Source organism: Paenibacillus sp. LS1, from assembly GCF_026013365.1.
Taxonomy (GTDB): domain Bacteria; phylum Bacillota; class Bacilli; order Paenibacillales; family Paenibacillaceae; genus Paenibacillus.
Genome location: NZ_JAPDOE010000003.1, coordinates 236,970 through 260,841, shown reverse-complemented (window position 1 = coordinate 260,841; position 23,872 = coordinate 236,970). Strand labels below are relative to the sequence as shown.

General features: G+C 46.5%; 17 protein-coding genes. 9 read left to right on the top strand and 8 right to left on the bottom strand.

Translation table 11 applies throughout. From position 1 onward, the window contains the following. Positions 1-74 precede the first annotated feature (74 nt). A complete protein-coding gene (locus tag OM416_RS16520) occupies positions 75-1,943 on the bottom strand; it encodes an AbfB domain-containing protein (RefSeq protein WP_264931200.1) in 1,869 nt (622 codons plus the stop codon). Between the two features lie 298 nt (positions 1,944-2,241). Here OM416_RS16520 and OM416_RS16515 point away from each other — a divergent pair, with 298 nt between their 5' ends. Then, positions 2,242-3,654, top strand: coding sequence for a DKNYY domain-containing protein (locus OM416_RS16515; protein WP_264931197.1), 1,413 nt, complete (start codon positions 2,242-2,244; stop codon positions 3,652-3,654). A 460-nt stretch (positions 3,655-4,114) separates the two neighbouring features. Continuing rightward, positions 4,115-4,354 carry a hypothetical protein gene (locus tag OM416_RS16510; protein WP_264931195.1) on the top strand — a complete coding sequence of 80 codons (240 nt, stop codon included), beginning with the start codon at positions 4,115-4,117 and terminating at the stop codon, positions 4,352-4,354. Between the two features lie 265 nt (positions 4,355-4,619). Here OM416_RS16510 and OM416_RS16505 read toward each other — a convergent pair whose 3' ends face one another. Then, a complete protein-coding gene (locus OM416_RS16505; RefSeq protein ID WP_264931193.1) occupies positions 4,620-6,065 on the bottom strand; it encodes a DEAD/DEAH box helicase in 1,446 nt (481 codons plus the stop codon). A gap of 412 nt (positions 6,066-6,477) precedes the next feature. Between OM416_RS16505 and OM416_RS16500 the strand changes: the two genes are divergently transcribed. After that, positions 6,478-7,167 carry a hypothetical protein gene (locus OM416_RS16500; protein WP_264931191.1) on the top strand — a complete coding sequence of 230 codons (690 nt, stop codon included), beginning with the start codon at positions 6,478-6,480 and terminating at the stop codon, positions 7,165-7,167. Between the two features lie 144 nt (positions 7,168-7,311). Here OM416_RS16500 and OM416_RS16495 read toward each other — a convergent pair whose 3' ends face one another. Beyond that, positions 7,312-9,435: a 5'-nucleotidase C-terminal domain-containing protein gene (locus OM416_RS16495; protein ID WP_413775802.1), complete on the bottom strand. Its 2,124-nt coding sequence runs from the start codon at positions 9,433-9,435 to the stop codon at positions 7,312-7,314. Positions 9,436-9,852: 417 nt separating this feature from the next. On the opposite strand from OM416_RS16495, the gene OM416_RS16490 reads away from it, so the two are divergent. Continuing rightward, on the top strand, positions 9,853-10,815 hold the full coding sequence (locus OM416_RS16490) for an endo-1,4-beta-xylanase (protein ID WP_264931187.1): 963 nt from the start codon (positions 9,853-9,855) through the stop codon (positions 10,813-10,815). 139 nt (positions 10,816-10,954) lie between these two features. Here OM416_RS16490 and OM416_RS16485 read toward each other — a convergent pair whose 3' ends face one another. Further along, on the bottom strand, positions 10,955-11,998 hold the full coding sequence (locus OM416_RS16485; RefSeq protein ID WP_264931185.1) for an NAD(P)/FAD-dependent oxidoreductase: 1,044 nt from the start codon (positions 11,996-11,998) through the stop codon (positions 10,955-10,957). A gap of 34 nt (positions 11,999-12,032) precedes the next feature. After that, the gene (locus OM416_RS16480) at positions 12,033-13,022 is read right to left on the bottom strand and encodes an ABC transporter substrate-binding protein (RefSeq protein ID WP_264931183.1); all 990 of its coding nucleotides are present in this window, start codon (positions 13,020-13,022) and stop codon (positions 12,033-12,035) included. 212 nt (positions 13,023-13,234) lie between these two features. Here OM416_RS16480 and OM416_RS16475 point away from each other — a divergent pair, with 212 nt between their 5' ends. Beyond that, the gene (locus OM416_RS16475; RefSeq protein ID WP_264931181.1) at positions 13,235-14,842 is read left to right on the top strand and encodes a helix-turn-helix domain-containing protein; all 1,608 of its coding nucleotides are present in this window, start codon (positions 13,235-13,237) and stop codon (positions 14,840-14,842) included. 13 nt (positions 14,843-14,855) lie between these two features. On the opposite strand, the gene OM416_RS16470 is transcribed toward OM416_RS16475, so the two are convergent. The 3 genes from OM416_RS16470 to OM416_RS16460 all read right to left on the bottom strand — a co-directional run bounded on the left by OM416_RS16470 (position 14,856) and on the right by OM416_RS16460 (position 19,464). Beyond that, complete coding sequence (locus OM416_RS16470; protein WP_264931179.1) at positions 14,856-16,022, bottom strand: MFS transporter; 1,167 nt, start codon at positions 16,020-16,022, stop codon at positions 14,856-14,858. Positions 16,023-16,332: 310 nt separating this feature from the next. Beyond that, complete coding sequence (locus OM416_RS16465) at positions 16,333-17,673, bottom strand: glycoside hydrolase family 30 protein (protein WP_264931177.1); 1,341 nt, start codon at positions 17,671-17,673, stop codon at positions 16,333-16,335. 273 nt (positions 17,674-17,946) lie between these two features. Further along, a complete protein-coding gene (locus OM416_RS16460; protein ID WP_264931175.1) occupies positions 17,947-19,464 on the bottom strand; it encodes a leucine-rich repeat domain-containing protein in 1,518 nt (505 codons plus the stop codon). A gap of 354 nt (positions 19,465-19,818) precedes the next feature. On the opposite strand from OM416_RS16460, the gene OM416_RS16455 reads away from it, so the two are divergent. The 4 genes from OM416_RS16455 to OM416_RS16440 all read left to right on the top strand — a co-directional run bounded on the left by OM416_RS16455 (position 19,819) and on the right by OM416_RS16440 (position 23,846). Beyond that, positions 19,819-20,709 carry a diacylglycerol/lipid kinase family protein gene (locus tag OM416_RS16455; protein WP_264931512.1) on the top strand — a complete coding sequence of 297 codons (891 nt, stop codon included), beginning with the start codon at positions 19,819-19,821 and terminating at the stop codon, positions 20,707-20,709. Between the two features lie 147 nt (positions 20,710-20,856). Further along, positions 20,857-21,774 carry an aldo/keto reductase gene (locus OM416_RS16450; protein ID WP_264931172.1) on the top strand — a complete coding sequence of 306 codons (918 nt, stop codon included), beginning with the start codon at positions 20,857-20,859 and terminating at the stop codon, positions 21,772-21,774. A 274-nt stretch (positions 21,775-22,048) separates the two neighbouring features. Then, complete coding sequence (locus tag OM416_RS16445; RefSeq protein WP_062836623.1) at positions 22,049-23,431, top strand: hypothetical protein; 1,383 nt, start codon at positions 22,049-22,051, stop codon at positions 23,429-23,431. A gap of 244 nt (positions 23,432-23,675) precedes the next feature. Then, positions 23,676-23,846, top strand: a complete 171-nt coding sequence (locus tag OM416_RS16440) for an aspartyl-phosphate phosphatase Spo0E family protein (RefSeq protein ID WP_076332132.1) — start codon at positions 23,676-23,678, stop codon at positions 23,844-23,846. The last annotated feature ends 26 nt before the right edge of the window (positions 23,847-23,872 follow it).

Below are 23,872 nucleotides of genomic sequence, written 5' to 3'. Positions count from 1 at the left end.
CTGAAAAAGCGGCCTTTCTCTGAAATTTAAATTGTAGATGTAGGTGTCTAAATCCTCATCTCCAATTCATTTGCTTAGAAATTGGTTCGCCCAAACGTGGCGTCACTCTTCACCGTCGAGCTGCTGGATGCGTTGATGGCATCGAGCTGTAACACGTAATCATAATGTCGGATGTAATAGCCGGGCTGACTATACGATTGAAGGGATACTTTGGTGCTGTCAGCCCAACCAGGACTGCTTAGGAACGTAGCATCTCCCTTATAGGCGGAGGTGTCGGCATAAACTTCAAGTACAATTTTATTGCTGGTGTTGCGCTTCAAGAAGTAGCCTGGGAAGTTGATGGACTCCAGTGAAATTCCCGTGGAGCTGGCAAGGCCCGGTACGACGCGGAACTGTGAATCCAGAACAGGAGAGACGTTGGCATCCACGCGAGCGGTGTAATTGGCATGACGGATGTATCGATCCGGAACGTTGTGTGAACTGAACCGGCTGTAACCTGTGGCTTCAGGTGTTGCAGGGCCCAACATTTTCACCTCGTGCAGGGTTGGGGTGTACCAGTTCCCAGGATTATTCCACAAGACGGCGTTCACCATATTGATCCGTACATAACGGGCAGTGAAATGCACGGCATCCGTGGTGAAGCCATAGGTCAGATTATTGGTGCGATCCAAGGTGGAGTAATTAACTCCGTCGTTGCTAATTTCAATTTTGTATTTGTAGTATCCTTCGGAACCTTTATACATAAACCAGGACGTGTCGATCTCGGTGATCGTCTTCGGTGCGCCGAAGTCCACCTGCCACCAGGCAGGCCAGCTATTGGAGGAAGCCACCCATGAAGTCTGGTAGTTGCCATCATTGACGTTGGATGCAGACGAACCGGAGGCTGTGGAGCTGGCGGCAGCTGTTTTGCCTTGTGCATGATTGACGAGAGCAGGCGGTGTTACTACACCTGTTACTGCATCGATATTCCATGTGGTATACCATTCCAGTGATGCTGTTCCGTTCGAATCATTCAAGGTTAGTGGCAGCCAGATATGTTTGTGCTCTCCGAGGTTCATCGGATTCCAGCGATCCGCCATGTAGATGTAGGATGTGGTGTTGCTGCCTGTAATCGTGGCAATATCATGAATCTGCGAACCGAAGGCAGATGGATTGCCATATGGCGTAAGCGCAGTCCATGGACCCGTCATGGAAGTTGCTGTAGCATAAGCGCCCTGATTCGGATACCAGCCAGCGGCTTGAGAGGTGAAGAGGTAGTAACGGTTTCCTTTTTTCACAACAGCAGGCGCTTCACGGTAGGCGTTCTCGAACAGCCAGCCCTCGAAGGATTGTATTCCGGTGTAACTTGCATTCATTTTAAAAATAGCCATCGTATCATTGGCACCGCCATTTTTGCGTGAAGCAGTAACCAGATAACCTGTGCCATCTGTATCAACAAAGACCGTCATGTCACGGGATTCATAATTGAGCGGGCGGAAGCTGCCCTCATAGGTGAATTTGCCATTCGGGGTATTGCTTGTTGCGACCGCTACACGCCCAAGGTTGTAGTCCGTACCGTTCTCATAGTGTGCCCAGAGCACATACTGGTTGGTGGAGGCGTTATAGATGACTTTGGGGCGTTCGATCTTACTGGAGGCCAGCTCGGTTGCGGAATCTTTCGTCAGGATGGAATTGCTGAAAGTCCAGTTCTTCAGATCGGTGGAGGTGTAGACGTTCACGCTGTCGAACCTGCCACCTACCGCATGTTCACCGTACAGATAATACGTCGAGCCTACCTGCAGAATGTTGCCGCTGTTCGCATGAATGGGGTTGCCTGCGGTATCAAGCCAATCGGTACCATTGGTTATCGTGACACTTGCTGCGCTTGTCCGTTCAGGATGAAGTCCAAACAGGGTGAACGTGAGTGCGAAGACCAGAAACCAAACCGCTTTCCTGTTACCCATTACATACACCTCCCGAGAGATATCAACTAAAATATAGCGCTTTCAAATTAATTTCATAACGCACTAAAGTAAAGGTATTATGAAATTGATTCTTTCATTTATATTTTAGTTGGGCTATACACTTTTTCAAGTGAACAATCCATCCATTGCTGAACAAACCGGCATTTCAACGGGGCTGAGCGGTGAGAGCGGAGGAATTGTGCTGAAATATCATGTGCGATGATGTGGAGAGAATCAGGTACACGCGCTAAAATGAGGAGAGATTGATTTCCACAACAGGGTTGGAGGGTGAACCGTCATGGACAAGTTTATTGTAGATGAAGACCTTCAAGTGAGATTGCGCAATGAAGAAGATGGTACCAGCACTCCGATTAAGGGAGGCATTACCGCTCAGGATTTTGAAGTCATCTCCACTTATCAAAAGGGGTGGCTGACCTTTGCCTATTTGCGTGATCGTCAGGGAATATGGTGGTTCAATGCTCGCAAGAACAAGGCGAGTTTGTTCAGCCGGGATACGGGAGCTTTTCGTGTGATTGATGAAGATTACTGCTGCGACTCTCAGTACGTATATCTGGAAGATCAGGTCGTGCCTGACTCCGATCCGGAAAGCTTTCGGCTGTTGCCGGATACGCCCTACTTTGCTCAGGACCAACATTATTTATATGTGAAGAGCAGCACGCATTTTCATCTATTTGAGGATATAGATACGAATGCTGTAATTGCTCATCATGACTATTGCACCGATAAAGACCATTTGTTCCATATGTCCAGTTCTCTTCGTTATGCGAATGGGGAAAAGGATGAGGTGAGGGCATGGCTGCAAGAACATCATCCCGACGTACCTGGCTGGTGGCATGATCATTATGCCCACAGTGCAGAAGGTGCTACGCTGCTCAAAGGCAATTGGGTTGAGACGCAGTCATCCATTTTTTATAGAACAGAATGGGGCGGTACGTATCGTCGAGAAGCGAAAGGTGTATTCAACCTTGTTCGTGGAGCAGATAGATCTACCTTTGAACCACTGGATGAGCAGTTTGCACGGGACCGGGAACGGGTTTATTTTCAGTGGCGTACTGTAAAGAGAGCAGACCCGGATACGTTCCAACCGCTAGGTGGACCTTTCGGTCGTGATGGCAATCATGTGTATTACAACGGATATCGTGTCGGCGAGGCAGATGCCCGGCAGTTTGAAGTGTTTTCCAGGACGGAGCATCTTGGACTTTCCAAGGATCAACACCATGTGTATCGTGCCGAGGTTGTTCGGACAAGTCAGCCTTTCGGACATCCTGACGACGTGCTTCAGATCATTAAGGGGGCAGACGCAGCAACGTTTGAGTTAATAACACCTTCCGGGAGCTGGGCAGTGGATGCTGATCAAGTGTATCTGTGGGGTAAACCGAATAAACATATTGATCAAGCTAGCTTTACACATCTATTCGATGCCGATCCCCAGAGTTGGGCAATGGACCAGAATGGTCTATATAATGCCAATGGCAAACGCACGGTAAAGGGCGTGAGCGGCAGCACATTTGTCATGCTGAATCAATATTGGGGCAAAGATGACCATGTGGTGTTCAGCTTTGTGACGGGAAGTGTATATAAGTCTGGAGATGCAGCGACGTTTCAGGTTACGGATGATATCGGGGGTGCCGAAGATGCGCTATTCCGGTATACGGTGGAAGGCGGTACAGTGCGGAAAAAGAAGAGGTAAAAACCCCAGTCTTTATAGAAAATGCTTTTACTTGTGGTACAGCCACTAGTACCATCTCGAAGGTGAAACGAACAAGCTCTCCTACTCGGAGATCTTAGTCTAGCATCATGTCATACTTTATCGTTGTTATAGTCATCCATTTCTTATCACCAATAACATAAAATTATTCTTTATCTTTCATGATCTGCACAACAGGCTGATGATTCGGTGCCAACACACTCGAAAAGTCAGCCTTTTATTTGATTTATCTTGTTGATAAACCGGCACGTTATAATAATCCCAAAATCGCATCACGTCAAGAGATAATGTGAGAATGAACGATTTAGCGAGTGTTCCCCCCTCATGCTTGCTAAATAGAAATGTATATCCCGGTATGCAGGGTGAAATCGCTTTTTCCAATTCATCTGGTGTTACGTAAAATATTCTTAACATTAATAAGAAATAAGGAAAGGAGATCTGCATGAACAGCGTGGATAAAATCAGATTTTTACTCTTAAACGGCGAAGCGCCAGAGGCAACTTGTTACGGGTATATGGAGCTGAATCGGGATGGACATATGATCGCACTCTACAATAATTGCGGCGAGGAAATCGACATGTTTGGTGGACATGAATTTATTAAGGTACGGGCGCTTGGCAAATTCGATGATGAAGACCGCGATAATTTTTACTCCTTGTTAGAAAGTGATGGTGTAGGATAACCCTCATAGCAGACAGGTGGAGATTTGGTGTTAAGACCTACGTGGAACGCAATGGATATTCTCTGGAGATAGAAGATAAACAAACGGGTTCGAGAGGAAGGCGGAATGAAGAGAGGGGCGATGTTGGCATGCCTAACAAGCAGACCTGTCATAACATCATGTTGTCAGGTCTGCTTGTCTTTTTTTAAAGCGTATATGAGGGCATAGCGATAGATATAGGAAATTAAATCCAATTTATCCCTATGATTCTACGCAAGTTCTCAATCTATTTATGGCCTTTACGAACCTTGAGCTGCATCTTTTTGATCGTTGTATTCTGCATAAGCTCTACTACGAGTGGGCCTTTGCCGTTCAGGATCTCCACATCCGTCACATTATCCAGAATCGTAATAATCCCGATGTCGTCTGCGGTTACCCCTTCGAGCTTGGCGATGGTACCTACAAAGTCAACAGCACGAAGTTTCTTCTTCTTGCCACCGTTGAAGTTCAGCTTCATGATCTGTTGGTTCAACTGTTCACGCTTGTCCTTTTTGCGTTCAGGCACAATCTTCAATCGCTTCTCAAAATCTTCTCTGCGGCGATCTACAGCATCTTCGGAAGGTGCTTTCACGACAGGGATTTGGAATCCGATATAGGATTCAATCTCCGCCAGACGTCGGCCATCTTTCGGTGTAATCAACGTAATGGCTTTACCTGTTTTGCCTGCGCGACCCGTACGGCCTGTGCGGTGAACATATCCCTCTTTTTCCAAAGGAATATCGTAGTTGATGACATGAGTAATATTCGTGATATCAATACCACGTGCAGCTACATCCGTCGCGATCAGATAACGGAATTGTCCCCGTCGGAATGCGTTCATCACTTCGATCCGCTCATCCTGCTCCATACCACCATGGATACGATCTGCTGGGTAGTCAAGGTCAGCCATGACCCGGAACAGTTTGTCCACATTCTCCTGCGTACGGCAGAACACAATGCAGCTATCTGGATTTTCCACAATGAACAAGTCCTGAAGCAGCGCGGTTTTGTTCACCTCTGGTACGTTAATCACAGCATGTTCAATCGTGGCTGTTGTCAGTCCACTTGCCTTGATCTCGATCTCTACCGGTTTGTTCATGTATTTGCGTGACAGCTTGGCTACATCTTCAGGGAAGGTAGCAGAGAACAACATCGTTACTCGCTCCTGCGGCAGTTTCTGAATGATCGCTTGTACCGTCTCGATAAAGCCCATATTCAGCATCTCATCCGCCTCGTCAATAACGAGATAGGCGATCCGTTCCAGTGGCAGCGTGCCACGTTCGATATGATCCAGTACCCGACCTGGCGTACCAACAGCCACATGGGTTCTTTGTTTTAACTCGGCTTTTTGGATATGAAAAGGGGACTGTCCATATAGTGCGGTTGCTTTAATACGCTTAAAGCGGCCGATATTCGTAATATCTTCGTTAACCTGCAAAGCCAGTTCCCGGGTTGGTGTAAGAATCAGAGCCTGTGGCTTATTCTCATTCCAATCCACCAGCTCGCAGAGCGGAATGCCGTAGGCAGCTGTTTTACCACTACCTGTCTGTGATTTGACCACAAGATCCTGATTCTCCAGTGCTACAGGAATAACTTTAGTTTGAACCTCGGTTGGTGTCTCATAGCCCAGACTGTCCAGTGCTTTTACGATCTCATCACCAAGTCCATAATCTTTAAATTGTTGCTCGCTCATCGTTTACCTCTTTTGCGTTAGTTTTTGTACAATTATTGCACCGTACATTTATCGTATACCTCTTCATTATACTCTATATGAAGGCAGGCTAACGGAGTAAATGCTTCGAGTGTATAAATTGTTTTCGTAAGTGTATCAAAGCGTTCCACGTGAAACGAAATGTATCGCCTACCCCATTCAGGCTGGAACTGGAAAATGAGATATGGTAGCATATGGGTATCCGCAAGAAAAAGCTATAGGATAATCAATGGTTTATTACACGTATGTCGCTAGCCATGAAAGAATTTTTATAATAGTGGTACATTTATGTACTACGCATTACCCAGCCGGAGTAAGTACAACTGAATTTTAATGGACTGCACAGACATGGATGTCTGTGTTTTATTTTTTATCAGGAAAAGGGGGATAAGGTATGCCGCGAGTCAAGATGACATGTTGGTTGTTAAGTATCGTACTGACTATGGTGAGTCTAACCGGGTGCTCGTCCCCTTTTTCCGAGTCGTTTAATGCCGCAGGCAGCAAGTTATCCTCTGATCGAATGAATGAACTCCGCGAGCAATATCCACTATCCACTGGCGTCCCCGCGACGATTAATATGAGGGAAGTGAGCTTCAATGAAATCATGGCGTTTGGGGATGGGGTCGTTGAGGCGGAAGTCGTGAAGGTGTTGCCGAGTTTTCGAGTGGAGCTGAGGACTGAACCGGGCACGCCTGAACGAAAGATGGCTGATAAGGACAGGGCGAATGGAATGACACCCTACCAACCTGAATTTATCTCCTATGGGGTGAAGGTACATGAAGTGGTAACAGGGGATGATGTAGCTGAGGACACTTTTTTATTTTACAACGCTGACTTCGCAGGTGTGGAGCCTGAACTTAAACCAGGTATGAAGATTATCGCTGTAGTCAAAAAGGGGACGGCCGAGGAACAGTTGGGAGGATATTCGTTCACTCGCTACGGTACGTATTATATTGTTGATGGTGACTATGTACTTGCTGCCTACGAGGGGGAATCAGAGGAATTGCGCGATTTTACGGAACAAACGAATGGCATACAGCTGGACGCTTTTATGGATAAAATTAAGAACCTGCCACAAGGCTAAATGACTTCATTCCCCTAGAGCAGTAGAGGAAGGGCCATACGCATAACCATTCGTTTAATATAACAAAGGGCGATCCCGACCATGAGTTCCATGGGAGTATCGCCCTTTTTCTTTTTCATGAAGCTTAGTACGTAACGATTGTACCTATTTCAAAATACTCACATATTTCCCGTATACGAATGCTACACGTCCATCCAGCTTCACTTTTACCCAACCATACTTGTCTGTACTGATTACCTCAAGTACGGTGCCTTTTGGTACCGCAGCAACAACTTTGGCTTTGGATGAAGCGCCAGCGCGTACGTTCAGGTAAGTCGCAGTAACCTTGGCTTGTTTGCCTTTGGTGACAGTTCCTGGTTTACCCGTGCTTGGTGTTGATGGTTTACCAGGTTTCGATGTGCCTGGAGTCGGTGCTGGTTTTGGTACTGTTGGTGTCGTAGGCTTCTCAGGTGTAGTTTCTTCCTCACCACTGCCTACTGCTTTGCGAGCTTTGTTCAGCTGTTGATAGAACGCTCCCTTGGTTTTCACGCCTGCGAATTGTGCTACATTCACACCTGCTTTGGCAGATAGCGTATCAATCTCTTCCTGAGTCACCGCATCCAAAATGTTAATGGAGGCAATGTTGGTGTACTTGCCATCTTCTGTTGTTGGCACAGACATGATGCCATCGTTAATTAACTCCACTACATCTGCACGCTCCGGTGCAGTCAGGTCTACGCCGGTGATTTTCCAGTTGTGCTGAATCTTCGGTTCGTAGACACCCTTCATGACATCTTTCAGATAGGCGATGGACAGGTTGCGAATCGTACCTTGAATCTCACCAAATGCCGAGGCATCCTTGGAGGACCATAGTTGCTTGAACTTACGACCTTCCATGGCGCCGCCTTTGGCAATCAGGGCTTCCATCCGGTAAGCGTTCATACCGAGCTTCAGCGTATCGTCTTCTTTGACCACTGACCCATTGCTGTACTTGAGATTTGTAATACGACTGCCGTATGGCTTGGTCAGGTCAATCTCATACGTCACGCCACCGAAGAAATCATCAGTGCTGTATTTGGAAGCACGTCGTTTCGTATCAAAACTGATGGTCACATCACCCGGGCGTGTGGAGTTGAAGTACCCCGCAGACCACTCCATATAATCCATCAGATCGCGTCCGGTCACTTCATACACGGTTACTTCACCGAAGGTATATTGGTAGTTGAACGCAATATCCTTTTTCTTGATCGGGCCTACATCCAGCTTGGCCTTGTCGTTATCAATCTGGTGCGCGACCACGTCGGCATCACTGTAATGAAGCATGACTTCGGTGAAAAAGTCAGACAAAGGTGTTTCCTGGATCTGCACCGCAGGAATACCCTTAATCTCATCGGCAGGCACCAGGTTTGTTCCTTTCAGTTCAGCTACTTCGATGTTGGCATCGGCACGAGCGAACTCGTGGAACGGGTGTAATGTCTCTTCCAGCGCAGGATCGGAGACTTCATACGTTCCGTCTGCTGCTTTTACAGCGAGTGCTTGAGCTTCCGTGCTTTTCAGCACGACTTTGTCGCCGTCTTTTTCAAATGTCAGATCGATTCGTGAAATATGTGAGCCATATTTATTCGGTTCGGAGATCAGTACGCCGTTAACCGTTTGGGATTCAATCAAAGTATGCATGTGTCCGGCAAAAATGGCAGCCAGCTCCGGGTTGGCATTGGCGATATCCGTCACTCCGGTTCCCGGATTACCGTTCTCGTTGTCCAATCCCATATGCATGAGTCCAACCATGACATCGACTTTGCCTTTCAGCTCAGCAATGGCCTTCTTGGTCTCTTCCACAGGATCTTTGACGATGATGCCGTCCAGGTGATCCGTACCTTTCTCGAACTCGGTAATCATAGGTGTGTTCATTCCAATAACACCGACTTTGATGCCGTCTTTCTCAATAATCGTATAGGCAGGCATGTAGCGGTCGCCGTTTTCTTTGAAAATGTTACCCACGAGAGGCTGTCCATTGAATTGGGAGGAGATCTTCTCCAGTACGTCCAGTCCAAAGTTAAACTCATGGTTACCCATAACCCATGCGTCATATTTCATTTCGTTCATTGCAACCATCATGGGAGATTGAGGTTGATCATTGAACAACTCAGCCGAGTTATCCTGAATCATATCTCCTGCATCCAGCAGGATCGTGTTGGGATTCTCCGCACGCACTTTTTTCACAATGGTGTATAGCTGTGTCATGCTTCCGGTTGGGTTTGGGCCGTCCAGAGCATAGTCCCACGGCATGAATCGACCATGAATATCCGATGTACCCAGCAACGTGATCTTGGTTTCCTTGTCTGCCTCAGCAGCTTGAACCGGAGTAGAAGCAAAAGGGGCGAACAAAATGGAGGCACATAAGAGGAACGATAAAGGCCATCCGGCGAAACGTTTCGTTGAAATTTTACGCATGTTGTAATCTCCCTTGTTATCTAGTGTATGTAAAGATATGTATCAATTCATACTAGATAAACATTTGGGGAATGTAAACTCCAATGTAACAATCATGTAGGATTTGAGCAGATAAATGGATGGAAATATAATATCTGTCTCTATTATTGATATAAAATACTATAATTTGTCAGGTTTCTAAAACCATAATTATCCATTAAAATGGTAATTGTAAGCGCTTAACAAACTATTTGAAACGAAGGAGGACATACATTGATCAAGTCCAAATGGTTCAAGACAGTCGGCTCATTGGCATTGGTAGGGATTCTCGCTGCTTCTGTTGCGGTTGGTAGTGTGAGTGCGGGTTTAGCGAAAGGTAGCAAATTCCTGGGGAACATCATCGCAAGTAGTGTACCCTCTAATTTCAGTCCTTACTGGAATCAGGTGACCCCGGAGAATTCAACCAAGTGGGATGCTGTGGAAGGCACGCGAAATGTGATGAACTGGTCTCAGGCAGATATGGCTTACAACTATGCTAACAACAACGGATTTCCGTTCAAGTTTCATACCCTCGTATGGGGGAGCCAGCAGCCAAATTGGATTAACAATCTTTCAGCCGCAGATCAGAAAGCCGAAGTAGTACAATGGATTAAGGCAGCAGGACAACGGTATTCCAAGGCAGCGTTTGTGGATGTCGTCAATGAACCGCTGCATGCCAAGCCTTCTTATCGCAATGCGATTGGTGGGGATGGAGCTACAGGCTGGGATTGGGTAATCTGGTCATTCGAGCAGGCAAGACAAGCTTTCCCGAACGCCAAATTGCTGATCAATGAATATGGCATTATCGGTGATCCGGCTAAAGCAGACCAATATATCCAGATCATTAACCTTTTGAAAAACAGAGGCCTGGTCGATGGCATTGGTATTCAAGCGCATCACTTTAATATGGATAATGTCTCCGTAAATACGATGAATACAGTCCTGAACAAACTCGCAGCTACGGGGCTACCAATCTATGTATCCGAGTTGGATATGACGGGTGATGATAATACGCAATTGCAGCGTTACCAACAAAAATTCCCTGTGCTTTGGAAGCATTCTGCCGTTAAAGGCGTGACGCTGTGGGGCTACAATCAAGGGCAAACGTGGGTAAATGGTTCACATCTGGTTAATAGCAACGGTACAGAACGTCCAGCTATGCAATGGCTGAGAAACTATCTGGCGAACAATCCTTAAGCTTGCGTTTTGACGAGTCTGAGCATCTCTTGTAAATCCCGTAATCATATAACACCAAATAGCGCCATGTTCCGCATGTTAAGCATGGGAATGTGGCGCTATTTGGTGTGCAGAAGGTTGTTTCTATGTGTTAAATGTTTTAAACTTCATCCTCAACCACACCCAAGGCGCTGTTTTTCTCTTTGAACAGCTCATTGTGTGAGGAGACATAAGCCATTGGAGAAGCATCGGGTTGTATATAACGCTTGGCACTGTTCAATGCAAGAATACCACTAGTGAAGGTGCCTGCGAGTAATTCAACTTTACTATCATAGGAGACAAAATCACCTGCGGCATATACGCCGGGAAGGTTGGTCGTCATATCTGCTTCCACCTCCAGGTTCCATTCACCCAGATTCAGTCCCCATTCCCGGATGGTACCATAGTTGCACTTCATACCGTGATTGACGATAACCGCATCGACCTCCAGCTGATCTCGCTCTGATGTCTCGGTATGGACGAGTGAGACACGATTAATTTGTGTCCCATCACTGCTGTGGAGCGCTTCTATAGTATAGGGTGTAAGAACTTGAACGGAGGAGTTCTTCATCATCGTAACACTGCGCTCCAGACCGCCAAAGTGATCACGTCGATGAACGATCGTTACGCTACTGGCAATGGGTTGTAACTCATTGGCCCAATCTACAGCGGAATCACCTCCACCTGAGATCAATACTCGCTGGTTGCGGAAACGTTCCAGTTCCTGAACCGTGTAGTGCAGGTTGGTTACTTCGAAGCGATCTGCCCCTTCGATCTCAAGCTTGACGTTCTGGCGCTCTCCGTACCCAATAGCCAGAATTACGGTCTTGGTCAGATGTTGCTCGCCTTGATCAGCGGTCAGTAGAATGGCTCCATCTTCCTGACGCTCCATGCCGACAATCCGCTGACCGAGAACAATCGTCGGATCGAATGTACGAGCTTGTCCAATTAACTGTGCAATGAGCTGTTCCCCACGAATTGGAGGCATAGCCCCGACATCCCATATCATTTTCTCAGGATACGTCAGGACTCTTCCGCCTAGTTCATGCTGTGCTTCGATAACCTTGGTCTTCAGTTCTCTCATGCCGCTATAAAATGCTGTGTACAACCCGGCGGGTCCTCCGCCGATGATGGTCACATCATACAGTTCAAGTGAATCTGTCATCGCTTACCTCCATAATTGGTTGGGTGCAATCCCTTTATTTTTTGAGCATGATCGGCAGTTGTTTGATCAGTTCTTCCCTCGCTAGTGGATCTGTCGATATTCCGAGACCGCCATTTACGAAGTATACTTTACCGGCTTTGATAGCGGGCAGTTGGTTCCATACAGGACCTTTGGTCATGTTCTCGACTTCCTTCAGTTCTTCGTCACTGTAATACACAATGAATATCCGGTCCCCTGCAATTTCGGGCAGCTGTTCAATGGAAATATCGGCATAGCCATAGTCATCCGGGTTATCAATCATTTTCTGAATCGCTGCGGTTGGCTTAAATCCATCTTCGTTATAGACGAAACCGGGCAGGTAACTGGTCGTATACACACTTAATCGTTTCTGGCCGATCATGTATTGGAATACGGATGCCGTCTCGTCCTTCACAATGGTGCCGTCTTGCTGTAAGTCGTTCCACATCTTCACAATCTCCGCATTATGCCGTGCAAGGAATTCTTCGGGTACTTGCTTGTTGCCAAGCCATTCACCCAGACGATTGATCCGAACAGGCATAGGGTCCCATTCATTGGTCAGGATCACCGGTGCAATCTTGGAGAGGGTTTCATTCTGCTTTTGGTCTGGAGTTGAGGTAATAATCAGATCGGGCTGAAGTTCCACAATCTTCTCGGGACTTGGCGGCCAGCCGATATCTGCAACATCTTTCAGTTCGTCTTTATACGTCGCGTATTGCAAGCCTTGTTGTACTACACCTACAGGCTTGATCCCGAAAATCAACAGATCTCCAACCGTGTTGTCGGTGTATACGATGCGTTTGGGCGCTATGGGAATCTCCACCTGATTACCATAAGCGTCGGTCGCCATCTGGGTTCCTTTTTCCTCGGATTGGGTGGTCGTTTGACTGGTGTTCTGCGCCGCTGTGTTGCTGGCTGTATCAGCTGTTTTACCACAAGCTGTTGCAACCAATACCACTAAACATAAAGTGAGCAACGTGGTGAGTCTCGACATTTTGTGTCTCATGAATATCCCCCTGTATGATTAAGCATTTACTGATAATCATTATCAATAAATCAAGTGTAATGCCGTTCAAGAATGCATTCAATGGAAGATTAGGACGTTTTTTTTGCATTAATAGGCTGGTTGTGGGCAGGTTTCAGCCATTGATAACCGAGGAAGAGTTGAGTTATGATGGCTCTAATTGATAATGGTTATCACGAAAAGGAGAGTTGATTGTGGATCTGACTCATCTCAAAACCCGGTACGGTGTTCCCAGCATTTATTACGAACTTCACGGGTTGGCTCTACAGCATTTATCACCTAACGATGACATTCCACCACAAACACTAACAACCGAGATCATGATTGTGGTGGAGGAGGGGGAGGGTCTGCTTATCTGCGATGGTAAGATACATGAGCTGCAATATGGGGTTCCCCTTGTTATGAATGCAGGACACACGGTAGAGATTCGAATAAACGAAGAGACGTTGTTATCCGCGTGGTTAGTCGCCTTTACCTTGCATGATTCGGAGCGCACAATGTTCCCGGCCCTCGTCGAGACCCGTGAGATGGACACGGCGGGATTTCGATCCATATTGCAGCGGATCAGGGGAATTGAAAACCGTCGTATGGTACAGGATCGCAAACAACGAGTCGGCATTCACACCCAGTTTCAGAGATTAATGAGTATGGTGCTCAAAGATACCCATGAGTACGAAGGAGAAGTCTCCAGTGAGCACACGAGAGCGAATATATCCGAGATCATTTCGCAGCTAAAGGGCCGCTACAATGAGGAAATTACCGTGCAGGATCTGGCGGCACAGGCCAGAATTAGCAAGCGCAGATTTACCCATTGGTTCAGGCAACTCACAGGAACGAATCTATCGGATTATATGACAACGCTGCGGATGGAACATGCCAAACATCTGCTTTTACGCGGAGGACGTATGAAAGAGGTGGCCACGCTGGTGGGATATCGGGATGAGTACTATTTCAATCGACGCTTTAAACAGATGGAAGGAATCTCCCCAGGTCAGTTCATTCTTAACCACCGGCAGAGCTCGTCTAACATCTGTGTGATGAGTTGTCTCGGTCATCTGCTTGCCCTTGGAATACGCCCGGCGGCGGTTGCCAAAAATCTGTCCAATGAGCATTACCTAACTCCGTTAAGTGCGAGTTTCCACAAGGTTAACAGCGTACCGCTGGACCCACAGGAGATTTCCTATTTGCAGCCTGAGATGATTCTCGTTGGAAATCAGGAGGAATACGATACGTTATCACCAATCGCGCCGACATATATCTTCTCACAGAACGACCACAAGCCATTCATATTGTTACAGAAACTTGGAGAGGTATTCGGTAAGGGGCCAGAGGCGGAGAAGGTAATGAAGCAATATGAACGCAAAACACAGCGCCTGAAATCCCGGTTAAAGGGTGTGATTAAGAGTACAGATACGTTCTCCGTGATGGAAATACGCGACGATTCGATCTATGTGTTCGGCAACTATTGGTGTAGGGGAGCCTACAATCTGTATGATGGCCTTGGACTTCAGGCACCAGAGCGGGTTCAGAAGGAATTAATTGACCGTCAGGCTTATCTCATGATCTCAGAGGAGCAAGTTACATCCTATGCAGGTGACCACTTGTTCCTGACGGTGCTGGATTCGGAGCGGTATCAACGTATATCGAACAGCGTTTGGTGGCAGGAAATGCCCGCAGTGAGGCAAAATCAGGTGTATATGACCGAGTATACGGAATTTGCTGTTACCGATCCCATATCTATGCCTTACCAGCTGGATACCCAGATGAAATTAATACTGGATCGCCAAATGTCCCATTCCTGAGCATCTGTTTACCCTAGGCTGCTGCGCGGTTGAAGCATTTAATTTTAATCCATATCAAGACCAAAGCGATCAGCGCAAATATCATTCCGCTCCAGATCAATTGATGTATTCCCAGGTTTGAGATGAACCATCCGCCGATAGCAGTACCCAAGGTAATACCGAGGTTGGAAAAGGATACATACAAGCTGTTACCGAATTCAGGCGCGTCCTGCGCTTCAGCGGTTAACCAGGTTTGGCTTACAATTAATCCTCCCGAATGCACGGATGCCCAGATGATGACTACAATAACCATCCACATGAAGTGAGGACCGGCCCAATAGACGAGAGCGTAAGCTGCTATATAGAGCAGGGGGAACATGAGAACAGTACGGACCACGCTCTTACGCAGAAACTGTCCAAACCCCAAATTTCCGATGATCATGACAACACCGAAGACGGTGAGCATGACGCTGATCCATGATCCGCTCATTTGGGTGACCTGTCCAAGATACTCTGCGAAATAGCTATACACGGAGAACATGGCGGCGAATATAAAAATGACTGCGGCAACATTCAGCCATAATCCAGGTTTGCGCAGAATGCCCAGCTGCGTGCCATAGGACATCTTTTCCTTCACGGGTATCGAGGGTAACCAGATCCATATGCCGATCAAAGCGACCATGCTGACCATCGCACCAAACAGGAAGGCGATTTCGAGAGATAAACGTTCCGCAAGATACGATGTCAGCGGCACGCCAAAGGCAAAGCCTGCGGTAACTCCGGTAAATACTTTGGCGACGGCCTGGCTACTTTTCTCTGCTGGAACGAGCTGGGCACTGGTGACCAGGGCAACGGAAAAGAAGACGGGATGGAATAGCGCGGGAATGATACGGAAGATCAGCATGGTATCAAAGGTTGTAGCGAAGGCATATACGACGTTCGAGATGGCAAACATCAGCACAGCCGCTAACAGAATGATTTTGCGATTGATCCCGGACGCCAGCAAGGTGAGAAAGGGACCCGCAATGGCTACGACCAGCGCAAATATACTGACCAGCCAACCTGCCTGTGCAGCCGTGATACCGAATTTATGGGCAACCTGAGGAAGTACCCCCACAATACCCATTTCTGTTGTAATGATTCCGAATACACCTAGTGCCAGAATCAGGATAAGGAGCGGGTTGACCTGTTGTGATTTCATGTAAAGCGTACCTCCAATGAATTTAAATATACAGAAAAGTAGATATAATATGCTAAAATGAGCCTGCCTTGCCTCCTATAATATGATGGACATGAAAGTAAGTTCTCTGGATTACATTATATCTAGATTTATAGATTTGTAAATATAAAAAGTGAAACGTCTTATCTTTAAGTCGTCTTCGGCTTGCGTTTTACAGGAGTATTAATGGTAACAATAAGCATGGTATGGCCCATGAAAAATAGCGCCGGCCCGGGGAATTCTTGGGCCTGACGCTATTGATATCGACGCTTTTTAACGATGTGTAGAGTTATTATTTCGGTTGAATAATCATGCTGTTGAACGAATCGGCTTCCAGCTCAATGTGAAGGGTCTGTCCTTCTTCAAGCGTTAGATACAGGTCACGACGGTCCTGGAATGGATTGTTGATGACAATCACAAGACTGTTATCCGGGTTGCGGAAAGCGACGGATTTACCGCTCCAGGCGCCAGACAGGCCGACTCTTCGAGCACCAGGAACAATATGATGTGCGAAGTGCTTCATCACATAATACTCAGGGTTCCGAGTAACTTCCTTATTGTCCGGATCTATCGTAATCATGGAGTTCTGTTCCCAGCCCCATGTGCTGCGGCCTTTGGGTTCCAGAACCATGTTCCAGTAGATGTACGCGTTCACTCCGTTGCTGAAGTAATGCTGGTAGAGGTTATATACATATTTGGCGTAGTTCCATGAGTTGTTGCCATCACCGCATTCGTTCTCGGTTTGAATATAACGTAACTCCGGATAACTTGCCGAGGTACGTTGAATCGCATTTTTGCCTGCCCATTGATATCCAACACCTTTGATATAGGAGTAGGCCTTCGGGTCACTCAGTACAAGCCCGGCGTACTCGTCGAAGTCGTTTGTTTTTTTCTTGATCAATTCTTCCCATGGATCAGGGGCGTTGATCGTTCCCAGCCAGATTTCCGTATCCAGACCGTGCTTGTCAAAAGCCGGGCCCAGATAATCGGCGATGAACTCACGGAGTTGCTCACCTGTCCACATGCAAGAAGGGAATTTCTGATCTGCAATGACTTCGTTCTGCACATGCACCTGATGGATGGTAATGCCTGCGTCACGGTAAGACTGTACGAATTTCACGAAGTACAGGGCGTAGGCCTCCAGAATATCTTTCTCCCAACGAAGCGTGCCATAGTTATAGGCTTTAGGTGACTTCATCCACGTTGGCGGACTCCATGGCGAGGCGAAGAATTGCAGGTTCGGGTTATAACTTAGAGCTTCCTTGATGTAAGGGATCAGATACTTGAAATCACGTTCGATCGAAAAGTGTTCCATGGCCACGTCGCCGTCCACCTCGTTGTGGCTATACCACTGCTCCGCATAATCACTTGCGCCGATGGGCAGGCGACAGATGTTAAACTTATGCTCACCTTCCGGATGGAAGAGGGAATGGAACACCTCATGGCGCTGCTCCTCGTTTAAGTGGGCTAGAGCCATATAACCAAGCTCGTTGAAACAGCCACCAAACCCTTCCACAAGCTGGTGCTGTTCACCCGTGAGTTTTAGGTTAGCGCTTTCATTAGTCGGTACAAAAGATAGCTCTCTCCACGGGTTGTCTTGGGTTGTGGAATAACCAGTGAGCGTGAATGTCATGTGAATTTCCTCCTCGCTTGAACCTCAGTTGTCATATATATTACGTTCAGTATAACAACTTCCACTGCAAAAGAAGATGTGCTAAACCGTGTGGAATTTACCCTAATCCAAGATGGAGTATCACGAGTTCATGTCCGTACAGACAGATCATATAATGTAATGGCTTGTAATTGCCGCAACCCATATACCATTATCCAATGTCGAAGCACAACTGTCATAGCGCAACAAAAATCCCCGCTGATTGTTCAGACGGGGACTTTCGCTGTATTTTTCTTAAGGCTGTACACTTTCACCAAGCTGTTTATTTTCGAAAATCAGAATCGTTTTGCTGCTTCCGATGTAACCAACAGAGGTATTGAATTGCTCCGAAATAAAGCGAACCGGAACAAATGCTTTACCATTTTTCATTAGAAGAGGAGCATCATTGATCGCAAGCGCATCATTCACGACAACTTGTTTGTTGCCCACGCTCCAGCGGATGGTCTTGTCATTCTGTGTGATCACAGCTTCGCGCGTACCGCTGTTCCAGTTCACACTGGCGTTCAACTGCTCCGAGACAAAGCGCAGAGGCACATAGGTCCGGCCTTCATCGATAAAAGGTGCAGCATCCAGTGCGTAAGCACGATCACCTACATAGGCAGTGGTGGACCCTTCGATTAGACGCTGAAAGCTGCCCTGCGGCGTTCGTTTCTGCTCCCGCACATTCATCCGGTTCAGAAGCTGCATCGTATGACTGCCGCTCGCGACATCCAGATAGTTGTTCTGCACCGTGAGTCCAGCAGGCTCAACTTCGGAGATAGACGTCTGAATACCGGATGATAACGAGGTGGACGCCGAGATATCCTGTATAGCATTCGTCGCTGACTGATCGCGGGTAAACGTAAAACCCTCAATCGGTGTCAAATCCCATACCCGGTTGTTGGATAATTTCAATACGTCCAGGTTGGAATGCTCACGTAAAGGTTCCAGATCGTAGATCTGATTGGATTCTGCATTCAGCTCCGTTAGCCCAGTCAGTCCCTCAAGCCCCTTGAGTTGCTGTACTTGGTTACCAGAGATATCAAGTGTCCGCAGCCGTGTCATGTGCTCCAGTGGTGTCAGATCCGTGATTTGATTGCCTGCCACATTCAGATTCCGCAGCGTATTTGGCAGTTCAGCCAGTACATCCAGTGTCTGAATCTGGTTATTTGCCACATTGAGTTGTTGGAGCCGCGTTTTACCCATGAGCGGTGTCAGATCACTAATCGTATTGTTGGAGATCTCAAGCCACTTCAGTGCATCCGCATCCGTGAGGGCCGCAAGACTGGCAATCTGGTTACCACTGGCGTGGAACGTATGTAATCGGGTGAACCCACGTACAACCTCTATGGAAGATATGGAATTGTTGCTGATATACAGTCGTCCCAAGTCTTTCAATTCAGCAAGTGCGTGTATGGATGTAATATAGTTGTTGCGAACATCAATCTCGCGAAGCTGGGTCAGGTGCTCCAGCGGTGTGAGATCCTCAATCTCATTTCCGTATAATCGGAGGTGAGTCAGGTTGGTTGCATATTCCAGACCCGACAGGCTTTGAATACCTGCATTGCTCAGATCTACCACTTCAAGCTGCTCCAGATCAGATGAAGTCAGTGGAACATCCAGAGGTTTGTTCAGGATCAGCTTCAGTCCGTCTTCAAGTAGAGGATCCTCAATGATTCCCTCGCCCAAGTCCGTAGTCGTGTAAGCCATGGCTTGCCCCGATGCCCCGAGACTCAGGATGAATACTAGAAATAGTAGAGTCATTCTTTTCATTGCATGCATTCCCTCCGATTCCGTTGATATAAAAATATAAAATACTCCGAACAGTAGTAATCGTAAGGTTATATTGCCCACGGAGTGTTCAGTGTAAATGGAACAGTTTAACATATACAGGTTCCGCTAAAAGCACATCTATAGTTATTAACCCGTCAACGGGAAAAAGGAACAAGAGATTTCGTAATGGCTATTCCTTCTACTTCTATTCTATATGAAACAAACCCTGCTCTGCACTCTTCATAGACATGTTTATCAAAAAAAATTGCACATCTCTCGAAGACCCTATTCAACCCACCCTTAAAACGGGTATAGATGAAGTAAAGATGCCAATTTGGAGGGGAAGATGTGAGTATGCGCCAAGCCATGATCATTAGCAATCCATCGTCAGGTAAGGAAGAGGCCGAGCAGTATGTGTCCCAAGTCAGAGAAATTCTGGAGTCACAGCAGTATGAGGTGGTTGTTAACGAGACAGCCGGAGAAGGCGATGCGACCAACTACTGCCTGAACGCCTGTAAGGACGGCTGTGATCTGGTCATTTCCATCGGAGGCGATGGTACGCTGCATGAGACGATTAACGGCATGATGGATCAGGACCATCGCCCTCGATTGGGAGTCGTACCTCTGGGTACGGTGAATGATTTTGCACGTGCGCTGAATATCTCGCTTGACCCGGAGGAAGCCATTAGGCAGTTACGTTCGGATCAGACTCATATTGTGGACCTGGGGAAAATCAATGATCGCCTGTTTGCCAATGTGGTGGCTGCAGGGTCTTTGGCAGAAGCCCTATTCTCCGTATCTTCGGAAGAGAAGTCGAAGCTGGGATCATTCGCATATCTGAAAGAAGGCTTGAAAGACCTGGTGAATACACCAGCCAATCAACTGACTATTGAATATGACGGCCAGATTTGGGAAGGGGAATCTCCTCTTTTTCTGGCGGCGCTGACGAATTCGGTCGGAGGATTCGAGAAGTTGTCACCGGATGCTGCGGTGGACGATGGTCTGATTCATTGTTTTGTTGTTCGTAACATCAGTGTGTTCAACAGCCTGACCTTGGGCACTTCCCTGTTGTTTGGTAGTCTGAAAGACCATAAGGATGTGGATTATTTTATGGCCAAAGAAGTTCATGTTCGCTCATCTGAAGCCATTCGCACCAATGTAGATGGTGAGGAGGGCCCTGGCCTTCCGATTCATATCACTGTCCTGCCAAGGTATATTGAGGTTATCGTACCGGAAAACGTATAACTCATTCCTGTGTAATGATAGGTGGAGACTCAGAACCTATCATTTCTCCATATAATTGTAGGATAAATCTATTGAAACCGATTGCAGATCTGTGTCACAATCAAAGTTAAGATACACGATAATATTCGAATATGGAGGGAAAACATCTTGAGAACCATTAAATTGGGTAGCAGCGCACTAGAAGTACCTGTAGTGGCTGTGGGCTGCATGCGGATTAATTCACTAGACGGCAAGGAAGCCGAACAATTTGTTCGTTCTGCAATGGAGGTTGGTGCGAATTTCTTTGACCATGCCGACATTTATGGTACAGGAACATGTGAGGAGATCTTCGCCGAAGCGGTGCAGATGAATCCCCAAGTTCGTGAAAATATGATTCTTCAATCCAAATGCGGTATCCGCAAAGGCATGTTTGATTTCTCCAAAGAGCACATCCTGAATTCGGTGGATGGTATCCTGCAACGTCTGAAAACGGAATATCTTGATGTTCTGCTTCTGCACCGTCCAGATACTTTGGTTGAGCCTGAGGAAGTGGCTGAAGCCTTTGATCAATTGGAGCGCGAAGGCAAAGTACGTCACTTCGGGGTGTCCAACCAAAATCCGAACCAGATCGAATTGTTGAAAAAATACGTGAAACAGCCACTGGTAGCCAACCAGTTGCAGATGAGTATTACCAATACCACGATGATTGACAGTGGAATCAACGTGAACATGGAGAACGACGCTGCGGTTAACCGTGACGGCAGTATCCTTGATTATTGTCGTCTGCATGATATCACGATTCAGCCATGGTCTCCGTTCCAGTACGGATTCTTCGAAGGTGTATTCCTGGGTAGCGACAAGTTCCCGGAATTGAATGCGAAGATCGACGAGATTGCTGCGAAGTATAACGTGAGCAATACAACGATTGCGATCGCGTGGTTGCTTCGTCATCCTGCACAAATGCAGCCAGTGACAGGCACGATGAATATTGAGCGTCTGCAAGACTGTGTGAAAGCGGGAGATGTTCATCTCACTCGTCCAGAGTGGTATGAAATTTACCGTGCGGCAGGCAATATACTGCCTTAAATCCAAGTTAAAGTGAGCATACTGACTGCTGAGTCAGTTGAGAACACGAGCCTGTAGATGGCTCGTGTTTTTTGTCTGTTTTCAGGTTTGATGTCGGGTGAGTTTCCGATATAAAATAAAGATAGAGAACTTTGTTATAATTAAAGGATTAAAATGGTAGTAATACAAATTAGTTGAATTTATTATATTGACCGCTACTTTCTAATTACATATAATTACTTTTGCATACCGATAATCCTGTTTATGGTTTTTTATTTTGGAGGGTGGTGTTCGTTTGGAGCCGACAACCACGATACGCGATCATTTGGAAAGTTATCTGAAGCGTGAACAGATGTCCATTAGTCATTTTTCAGAGACATCAGGGATTAATTCGGGTACGCTGAGCAATATTTTGAATAAAAATCGGCCTATTGCCATGCAGCAGTTGGATCGTATTACTTCCGCCATGAGATTGGAAGAGGGTTACTTCTATGAGTTATACATAGATGAGTGTTTTGTGCACGCAACCCCGGACTGGCGAAGACTGGGACCTTTCCTTCAACGTTGTGCCGAGTTGGACAAGTTGAACTGTATTGAAGAGGTTATTCGTCTGATGATGGATAATCTATCCTATATTCCTTTGTTATTTGAAGTGGCTGAAGAATTCTACCAAGCGGGTAAATTCAAACCGGCCATTCTTCTATATGAAAACATCGCCGAAAGCGAGAAAATGCAACATTCCGAGCGGCTTGCACTCTGTCAATATCGACTGTTCAGGTTGGGACTGACGAATGACCAGCAGCGGAATCTGATTATCGCAGCCCGGTTTGAATATTATGTGGATCGGCTGGATGAACGCTACCAGTTGGATGCACTTAATGAACTGATTAATGCTTTTGCATCACTCCACAGATGGAGCAAAGTTCAGGAGCTATCTGAAAAGCTGAAAGTGAAAGCAACCATCCATTATGAGATGAATGGCCGAAGGAAACAAGAAGAGACTAAACGACCTATCGTTTTTTATATTATGTATGCTTACTTAGCATCCGGAAGTGCCCATTTCCACTTGAACAACTATGAAATGGCATTGAAGTATGTTGCATTGTACACCGATTACAGTTGGGTGAAAGAACCTGAACCTGAGGAAAAAGTGGTCATTCATCAATTTCAGGAATGGGCTGAGGGTAACCGTTATATATATCAATTAATGGCCGGACAGTTTGAGGTATTACCTGATTATCTTGTCTATATCTCGACGAAGGAAAATGAGATTTTCCCAGCGCTATGTGATATTGTAACGGCGGCTAACCGCTATGATATGAATATTGATCATGTACTTGAGCAGTATGAGTCTTACTTCACTTATCAGGAACAGAGCAATCGGATTGGGAAAGTAAGCAAGCAGGTTACCGATGATCGATATGTTCGTCTTTTGGCCGGATTAGGAACATATTATCTTAAAAAAGACAGGTTTGCAGAGGGATTAGATTTTGTCCTCCATAGCTTGAGATTTTCTATTGAAATTAGCGATGGACGAGGTATGCTTAGAGGTGTCGGATTGTTTGAACAATATAGGGACTATGCGTCTGACACAGCTATAAAGCAATACAAAATCTTGATTGGTGAGGTGCAGAAACTCAATGAAGAGAAAGCTGGCTTTGCTGATAGTTACATGTAGTATAGTGGTGAGCATCGTAGCCCCTGTTACTGGACCTGCCCCGACTGTGGGAAGTCCAGACCCTTCAATCTACCGAACGAATGATCACGGTTTGGGGACATAAGCCTGAACCAATGGACGCTTCTGATTTACCTCAGAGGCGTTCTTTTTTTTGTGTATTGAAGTGGAAGAATAAGTATGTCGTATCTTACACGCGCTTTTGATTGGCATAATACACTAAAATATGACAAAAAGGAGGGATACTATGGATCGCCTGGATTTGATATCAAGGATCGAAGATGCCAGACAGTTGTTATATCGCATGCATATGGAGTACGGCAGTCTGCTTCATCCTGAAGTGATCCAGCAATCCGTAGTCCTGGACGGTCTGATTAATCAATACAACAGAGCCAAGGTGGGGAAAATGATAAATTAGGTTCGCCTATTTACATTTGCGTTTTT

Bases quoted from the DNA above. Each gene is read 5' to 3' on its own strand.
- OM416_RS16485 (WP_264931185.1), bottom strand. From the start codon at position 11,998: ATGACAGATTCACTTGAACTGTATGATGTGACCATCATCGGCGGAGGA.
- OM416_RS16470 (WP_264931179.1), bottom strand. From the start codon at position 16,022: ATGAAATCACAACAGGTCAACCCGCTCCTTATCCTGATTCTGGCACTA.
- OM416_RS16515 (WP_264931197.1), top strand. From the start codon at position 2,242: ATGGACAAGTTTATTGTAGATGAAGACCTTCAAGTGAGATTGCGCAAT.
- OM416_RS16505 (WP_264931193.1), bottom strand. From the start codon at position 6,065: ATGAGCGAGCAACAATTTAAAGATTATGGACTTGGTGATGAGATCGTA.
- OM416_RS16495 (WP_413775802.1), bottom strand. From the start codon at position 9,435: ATGCCGTGGGACTATGCTCTGGACGGCCCAAACCCAACCGGAAGCATG.
- OM416_RS16455 (WP_264931512.1), top strand. From the start codon at position 19,819: ATGCGCCAAGCCATGATCATTAGCAATCCATCGTCAGGTAAGGAAGAG.
- OM416_RS16480 (WP_264931183.1), bottom strand. From the start codon at position 13,022: ATGAGACACAAAATGTCGAGACTCACCACGTTGCTCACTTTATGTTTA.
- OM416_RS16465 (WP_264931177.1), bottom strand. From the start codon at position 17,673: ATGACATTCACGCTCACTGGTTATTCCACAACCCAAGACAACCCGTGG.
- OM416_RS16520 (WP_264931200.1), bottom strand. From the start codon at position 1,943: ATGGGTAACAGGAAAGCGGTTTGGTTTCTGGTCTTCGCACTCACGTTC.
- OM416_RS16500 (WP_264931191.1), top strand. From the start codon at position 6,478: ATGCCGCGAGTCAAGATGACATGTTGGTTGTTAAGTATCGTACTGACT.
- OM416_RS16510 (WP_264931195.1), top strand. From the start codon at position 4,115: ATGAACAGCGTGGATAAAATCAGATTTTTACTCTTAAACGGCGAAGCG.
- OM416_RS16440 (WP_076332132.1), top strand. From the start codon at position 23,676: ATGGATCGCCTGGATTTGATATCAAGGATCGAAGATGCCAGACAGTTG.
- OM416_RS16460 (WP_264931175.1), bottom strand. From the start codon at position 19,464: ATGAAAAGAATGACTCTACTATTTCTAGTATTCATCCTGAGTCTCGGG.